This window comes from Ferrovibrio sp. (genome assembly GCF_019636075.1).
Taxonomy (GTDB): domain Bacteria; phylum Pseudomonadota; class Alphaproteobacteria; order Ferrovibrionales; family Ferrovibrionaceae; genus Ferrovibrio.
Genome location: NZ_JAHBYG010000023.1, coordinates 55,216 through 61,616, shown reverse-complemented (window position 1 = coordinate 61,616; position 6,401 = coordinate 55,216). Strand labels below are relative to the sequence as shown.

Genomic DNA, 6,401 nt, shown 5'->3' with positions numbered 1-6,401 from the left:
ATCCGGCCGGCCGGTGGTGCTCACCGGCCCCAATGGCGCCGGCAAGACCAACATATTGGAAGCGATCTCGTTCCTCTCGCCCGGCCGCGGCATGCGGCGCGCCAGGCTTTCAGAGCCTTGTTGCGAGGGCGGCGAGGGCATACCCAAGGCCCAAAGTTGGGTTGTGCATGCCGAAGTACAGACCCTGCATGGCCCGATTGCCATCGGCACCGGCTTGGCCGAAACCGCCGACGGCGAAGAGGGCGGCGAACGCCGCGCCCTGCGCATCAATGGCGAGCCTGCCGCCTCGGCCAATCTGCTGGCCGAATATCTCGATCTGGTCTGGCTCACGCCGCAGATGGATCGGTTGTTCGTCGATGGCCTGTCCACCCGCCGCCGCTTCATGGATCGCCTGGTCTATGGCCTTGAAAGCGGGCATGCGCGGCAGGTGACGGCCTATGAAAAGGCGATGCGCGAACGCAATCGCCTGCTGAAGAATGGCTATGGCGCCGATCCGGCCTGGCTGGGCGCGCTGGAGGCCCGCATGGCCGAACACGGCCTGGCGATTGCCGCTGCCCGCCGCGCCGCGCTGGTGCGGATCGAGGCCGGTATGGAACTTGAGAATGCCGCCAGTGTGTTTCCGCGTGCGCGGCTTGCGGCTCGCGGCCTGTTGGAAACCTGGCTGGAGGATATGCCGGCCCTGGCGGCGGAAGAAAAATTCCGCGACCTGCTGGCCGAGCGCCGGGGTATCGATCGCGAGGCGGGGGCTGCCACCGAAGGCCCGCATCGTTCGGACCTGTCGGTCTGGCATCGGGATCGGGATCGTGCCGCCGAGGGCTGTTCCACCGGCGAGCAGAAGGCGCTGTTGATCGCCATCACGCTCGCCAATGCGCGGCTGATCCGCGAACGCAAGGGTGCTGCGCCGTTGCTGCTGCTGGATGAGGTATCCGCGCATCTCGATGCTACGCGCCGCGCCGCGCTCTACGCCGAAATCCTCGATCTCGGGGGGCAGGCCTGGCTTACCGGCACCGACCCCGAATTGTTTCATGGCCTGGGTGCCCGGGCCGAATTCTTTTCCGTTGCCGATGGCGCCGTTTCGCCGCGCCCGGCACTTGTGTGAGGTTGAACGAAGACCATGAGTGAAGACAGCAAAGCCAATGCCGCCGCCAATGCAGCCGCCAATGGCGAAGGCTACGATTCCTCCGCCATCAAGGTGTTGAAGGGGCTGGATGCGGTGCGCAAGCGCCCGGGCATGTATATCGGCGATACCGACGATGGCTCGGGCCTGCATCACATGGTCTACGAGGTGGTGGATAACGCCATCGACGAAGCGCTGGCCGGCTATTGCGATATCGTGCGCGTGGTGCTCAACCCCGATGGCTCCTGCACGGTGAGCGACAATGGGCGCGGCATCCCGGTGGATATCCATCCCGAGGAAGGCGTTTCGGCCGCCGAAGTGATCATGACGCAGCTGCATGCCGGCGGTAAATTCGACCAGAATTCCTACAAGGTTTCCGGCGGCCTGCATGGCGTTGGCGTGTCGGTGGTGAACGCGCTGTCCGAGTGGCTCGACCTGCGCGTCTGGCGCGAGGGCAAGGCGCATTACATGCGCTTCCGCCATGGCGATGCCGAGGCGCCGCTGGCCGTGGTGGGGGCGGCCGATGGCAAGCGCGGCACGGAAGTCACCTTCCTGCCATCCACGGCCACTTTTACCAAGACCGAATTCGATTTCGCCACCCTGGAGCGCCGTCTGCGTGAGCTGGCCTTCCTGAATTCCGGCGTGCGCGTTGTGTTGGAAGATCTGCGCGGCGTGGAGCCGAAAAGCGTGGAGCTGTTTTATGAGGGCGGCGTGGAAGCCTTTGTCGGCTATCTCGACCGCAACAAGACGCCGTTGCACAAGCCGCCGATGGTGATCCGTGGCGAGCGCGACGGCATCGGCATCGAGATCGCATTGCAGTGGAACGACGGCTATCACGAAGCCGTACTCTGCTTCACCAACAATATTCCGCAGCGCGATGGCGGCACCCATCTGGCAGGTTTTCGCGGCGCGCTCACCCGCTGCATCAATAAATACGCGGAGGAAAGCGGCATCCTGAAGAAGGAGAAGGTGGCGCTGTCGGGCGAGGATAGCCGCGAGGGCCTCACCTGCGTGCTCAGCGTGAAGGTGCCGGATCCGAAATTCTCCTCGCAGACCAAGGACAAGCTGGTTTCCTCCGAAGTGCGTCCGGCGGTGGAAAATCTCGTCAATGAACAGCTTGCCTCCTGGTTCGAGGAGCATCCGCAGGATGCCCGCACCATCATCGGCAAGGTGGTGGAAGCGGCTGCCGCGCGCGAAGCGGCGCGCAAGGCGCGCGAACTCACCCGTCGCAAGGGCGCGCTGGATATTTCCTCGCTGCCCGGCAAGCTGGCCGATTGCCAGGAGCGCGATCCGGCGAAATCCGAACTCTTCCTGGTCGAGGGCGACAGCGCCGGCGGTTCGGCCAAGCAGGGGCGCCATCGCGCCAATCAGGCCGTGTTGCCTTTGCGCGGCAAGATTTTGAATGTGGAGCGTGCGCGGTTCGACAAGATGCTGTCCTCGGCCGAAATCGGCACGCTGATCACGGCACTTGGCACCGGTATCGGCCATGAGGATTTTTCGCTGGCCAAGCTGCGTTATCACAAGATCATCATCATGACCGACGCCGACGTGGATGGCGCGCATATCCGCACCCTGCTGCTCACCTTCTTCTATCGGCAGATGCGGCCGCTGATCGAGGCCGGCCATCTCTATATCGCCCAGCCGCCGCTCTACAAGGTGAAACGCGGCCAGGCCGAGCGTTACCTCAAGGATGAGCCGGCGCTGGAGAATTATCTGATCAACGAAGGCATCGAGGCGGCCGTGTTGCATCTGCATGATGGCGGCCAGGTGGCGGGCGCCGATCTGCGCCGGCTGGTGGATAATGCCCGCCAGGCGCGCGGGCTGCTTACCTCGATCGGCAAGCGTTACAATGCCGGCGTGGTGGAGCAAGCGGCGATCCTTGGCCTGCTGCGACCGGATATGCTGGATCATGCCGATAGTTCGGTGCCGGCCGCCGCAGCGCTGGCGCAGCGGTTGAACGATCTGGCGCCGCCGCTCGAGCGCGGCTGGGAATGCGTGGCGCCGGGCGATGGTTCGCTGGTGGCCAAGCGCAGCCTGCGCGGCTATTCCGCCAGCTATGTGCTGGATGCGCAGCTTTTCCGCTCTGCCGAGGCACGCAAGCTGAATGAATTGTCGGAAGAACTCCGGTTGGTCTATCTCGCGCCCGGCAAGCTGAAGCGCAAGGACGAAGCGCAGGATGTACGCGGCCCGGTCGATCTGCTGGACGCCGTGATGGCCATCGGCCGGCGTGGCCTTACGCTGCAACGCTACAAGGGCCTGGGCGAGATGAATCCCGATCAGCTTTGGGAAACCACGCTCGATCCCGAGCAACGCAGCTTGCTGCAGGTGAAGGTGGATCACGCCGAAGACGCGGATAACATCTTCGAAACCCTGATGGGCGATGTGGTGGAGCCGCGCCGCGATTTCATCCAATCCAATGCGCTGACAGTGGCCAATCTGGATATTTGAGGGCTGCTTGATTCATATCAAACCTCCGGGATTTGCCTGATATGAAAGGTTGAATGCCGGAGGTTGAGCCATTAGCTTTGCCGTGATGAACGAGCAAGGCATGGAGAGCCGGCCCGCTGGTGGCGGCGCGGAAACGAAAACCTGGCATGCGGAAACCCTTGAGGCGCTTTATGCGGGGCTCGAAACCTCGCCGCATGGCCTGAGCGCAAAGGAAGCGGCCAGGCGCTTGTCTGCTTATGGCCCCAACAGCCTGCCCGAGGCGCCACGCGCGCATCCTGTCATGCGCTTTCTGGCGCAGTTTAATAACACGCTGATCTATTTCCTGCTTTGCGCCGCCGTGGGCGCGATGTTCCTGGGGCATCGCATCGATGCGGCAGTGATCGTGGCCGTGGTGCTGGTCAATGCCATCGTAGGCTTCGTGCAGGAAGGCAAGGCCGAGCAGGCGTTGGCCGCTATTCGGGCGTTGATTTCACCCCAGGCCAATCTGTGGCGCGACGGCAAGCGTGTCGCGCTGCCGGTGGCCGATCTGGTGCCCGGCGATCTGGTCATCGTCGAAGCCGGCGACCGTGTGCCTGCCGATCTGCGGCTGATCCGCGCGCGCGGTCTGCTGATCGACGAGGCGATGTTGACCGGTGAATCCGTGGTGGCGGAAAAACATGAAGCGGCGGTGGCCGCCGATGCACCATTGGGCGACCGCACCTGCCTGGCGTTTTCCGGCACATTGGTGGCCGCCGGCCAGGGCACCGGCATCGTGGTGGCCACGGGTGCACATACCGAGATCGGCCGTATCAGCAGGTTGATCGAAAGCGTGGATCTGCTTGGCACGCCCTTGCTGCGGCAGATCGACAGTTTCGGTAAACGCTTCACCTGGATCGCCATCGGTGCGGCGGTTTTGCTTTATCTGTTCGCCACGCTGTTGCGCAGCTACGATCCGGTGGATGCCTTGATCGCCGTTGTGGCAATGGCGGTGGGCGTGGTGCCGGAAGGCTTGCCGGCGGTCATCACCATCACGCTGGCCATCGGCGTGCAGCGCATGGCCCGGCGCAACGCGGTGATCCGTCGTCTGCCGGCCGTGGAAACCCTGGGCGCCACATCGGTGATCTGTTCGGATAAGACCGGCACGCTCACCCGCAACGAAATGACCGCACGCCGCCTGGTCGCCGCAGGCCATGGCGTGGAGGTGAGCGGCTCGGGTTACGAACCCAAAGGCGAGCTTACTGCCGACGACGATGATGATGTGGCGGCGCTGGAAGCAGTGGCGCCGCTGATCCGCTGCGGCCTGCTTTGCAACGATGCTCATCTACGCCAGACAGAGAGCGGACATTGGATCGTGGATGGCGATCCGATGGAGGGCGCGTTGGTGGCCCTGGCCATGAAAGCCGGCCTGGCGCCGCAGCATCTGCGCGCCGAGTGGCCGCGCGACGATGAAATTCCCTTCGATGCACAATACCGCTTCATGGCCACGCGGCATTGCTCGCCCGATAAACACCAGGCGATTTTCGTGAAGGGTGCGCCGGAACGGTTGCTGGCCATGTCTGCGCAGCAGATGGGCGCCGGCGAGCGGCCAGAGCCGCTGGATGCCGCCTATTGGGACGCACAGATTGCCCGGGCTGCTTCCGAGGGCCAGCGCGTGCTGGGCTTTGCCATGAAGCCGCAGCCCGCCACGGCTGTGCCATTATCGTCCGACGATATCGATGCCGGCGTGATCTTTCTCGGCATCATCGGCTTCATCGATCCGCCGCGTGATGAGGTGATCCATGCCATCGCCGAATGCCGCTCGGCCGGCATCGGCGTGAAAATGATCACCGGAGACCACGCCGCCACGGCGGCAGCCATCGCGCGTCAGCTCGGCCTGAACAGCACAGCGGTGGTAAGCGGCGCCGAGCTGGATGCCAAATCCGATGCCGAACTGGTGCAGATTGCGCTTGGCGCCGATGTGTTCGCCCGCACCAACCCGGAACACAAGCTGCGCATCGTGCGCGCCCTGCAATCCACCGGCGCTATCGTTGCGATGACCGGCGATGGCGTGAACGATGCGCCGGCCTTGAAGCAGGCCGATGTAGGCGTGGCCATGGGCCGCAAGGGCACCGAGGCGGCCAAGGAAGCCTCCGAGATGGTGCTGCTGGATGAAAACTTCGTTTCCATCGTTTCAGCCGTGCATGAAGGCCGCACGGTTTACGACAATATCCGCAAGGTAATCGCCTGGACCATCCCCACCAATGGCGGCGAGGTTTTCACAGTGATTGCCGCGATCCTGTTCGGCTTCGCCATGCCGATGACGGCGGCGCAGATCCTGTGGATCAATCTGATCACCACTATCACGCTCGGCCTTGTATTGGCCTTCGAGCCGCCGGAGCCCGGCGTCATGCAGCGCGCGCCGCGCCCGCCGCAGGCGCCGCTGCTGTCGCGTTTCATGGTCTGGCGGATATTCCTGGTCTCTTTCCTGTTTGCCATCAGTGCGCTTGGCATCTTCTTCTATGCATTGGGCCAGGGCCGCGATCTGGATACCGCCCGCACCATGGTGGTGAACACCATCGTGGTGCTGGAAATCTTCTATCTGTTCAATGTGCGCTATCTGCGCATGACATCCTTCACCTGGCGCGGCGCGCTTGGCACGCCGGCGGTGCTACTGGCCCTGGTCGGCGTGGTGCTGGCGCAATTCGCTTTCACCTATCTGCCGATCATGCATGAATGGTTCGGCGCCAAGCCTGTTATGCTTTGGGATGGCTTGATGATCGTGGCTGCCGGCCTGGCGCTGATGCTGGTATTGGAAGTGGAAAAGGCAATCGTGCGCCGGTTCGAGCTGTTCGATCTACAGCAAGGTTGAGGCAAGGGA

At 63.5% G+C, this 6,401-nt stretch carries 3 protein-coding genes; all 3 read left to right on the top strand.

Annotated elements, in window-relative coordinates:
* A partial coding sequence (recF, locus tag KF827_RS11345; protein ID WP_291005127.1) for a DNA replication/repair protein RecF occupies positions 1-1,099 on the top strand: 1,099 nt, incomplete at its 5' end.
* Between the two features lie 15 nt (positions 1,100-1,114).
* A complete protein-coding gene (gyrB, locus tag KF827_RS11340) occupies positions 1,115-3,565 on the top strand; it encodes a DNA topoisomerase (ATP-hydrolyzing) subunit B (protein WP_291005124.1) in 2,451 nt (816 codons plus the stop codon).
* A 100-nt stretch (positions 3,566-3,665) separates the two neighbouring features.
* A complete protein-coding gene (locus tag KF827_RS11335; RefSeq protein WP_291005121.1) occupies positions 3,666-6,392 on the top strand; it encodes a cation-transporting P-type ATPase in 2,727 nt (908 codons plus the stop codon).
* The last annotated feature ends 9 nt before the right edge of the window (positions 6,393-6,401 follow it).

What these genes read in the sequence shown, in the direction of transcription:
- gyrB (WP_291005124.1), top strand. Translation starts at nt 1,115, where the DNA reads ATGAGTGAAGACAGCAAAGCCAATGCCGCCGCCAATGCAGCCGCCAAT.
- KF827_RS11335 (WP_291005121.1), top strand. Translation starts at nt 3,666, where the DNA reads ATGGAGAGCCGGCCCGCTGGTGGCGGCGCGGAAACGAAAACCTGGCAT.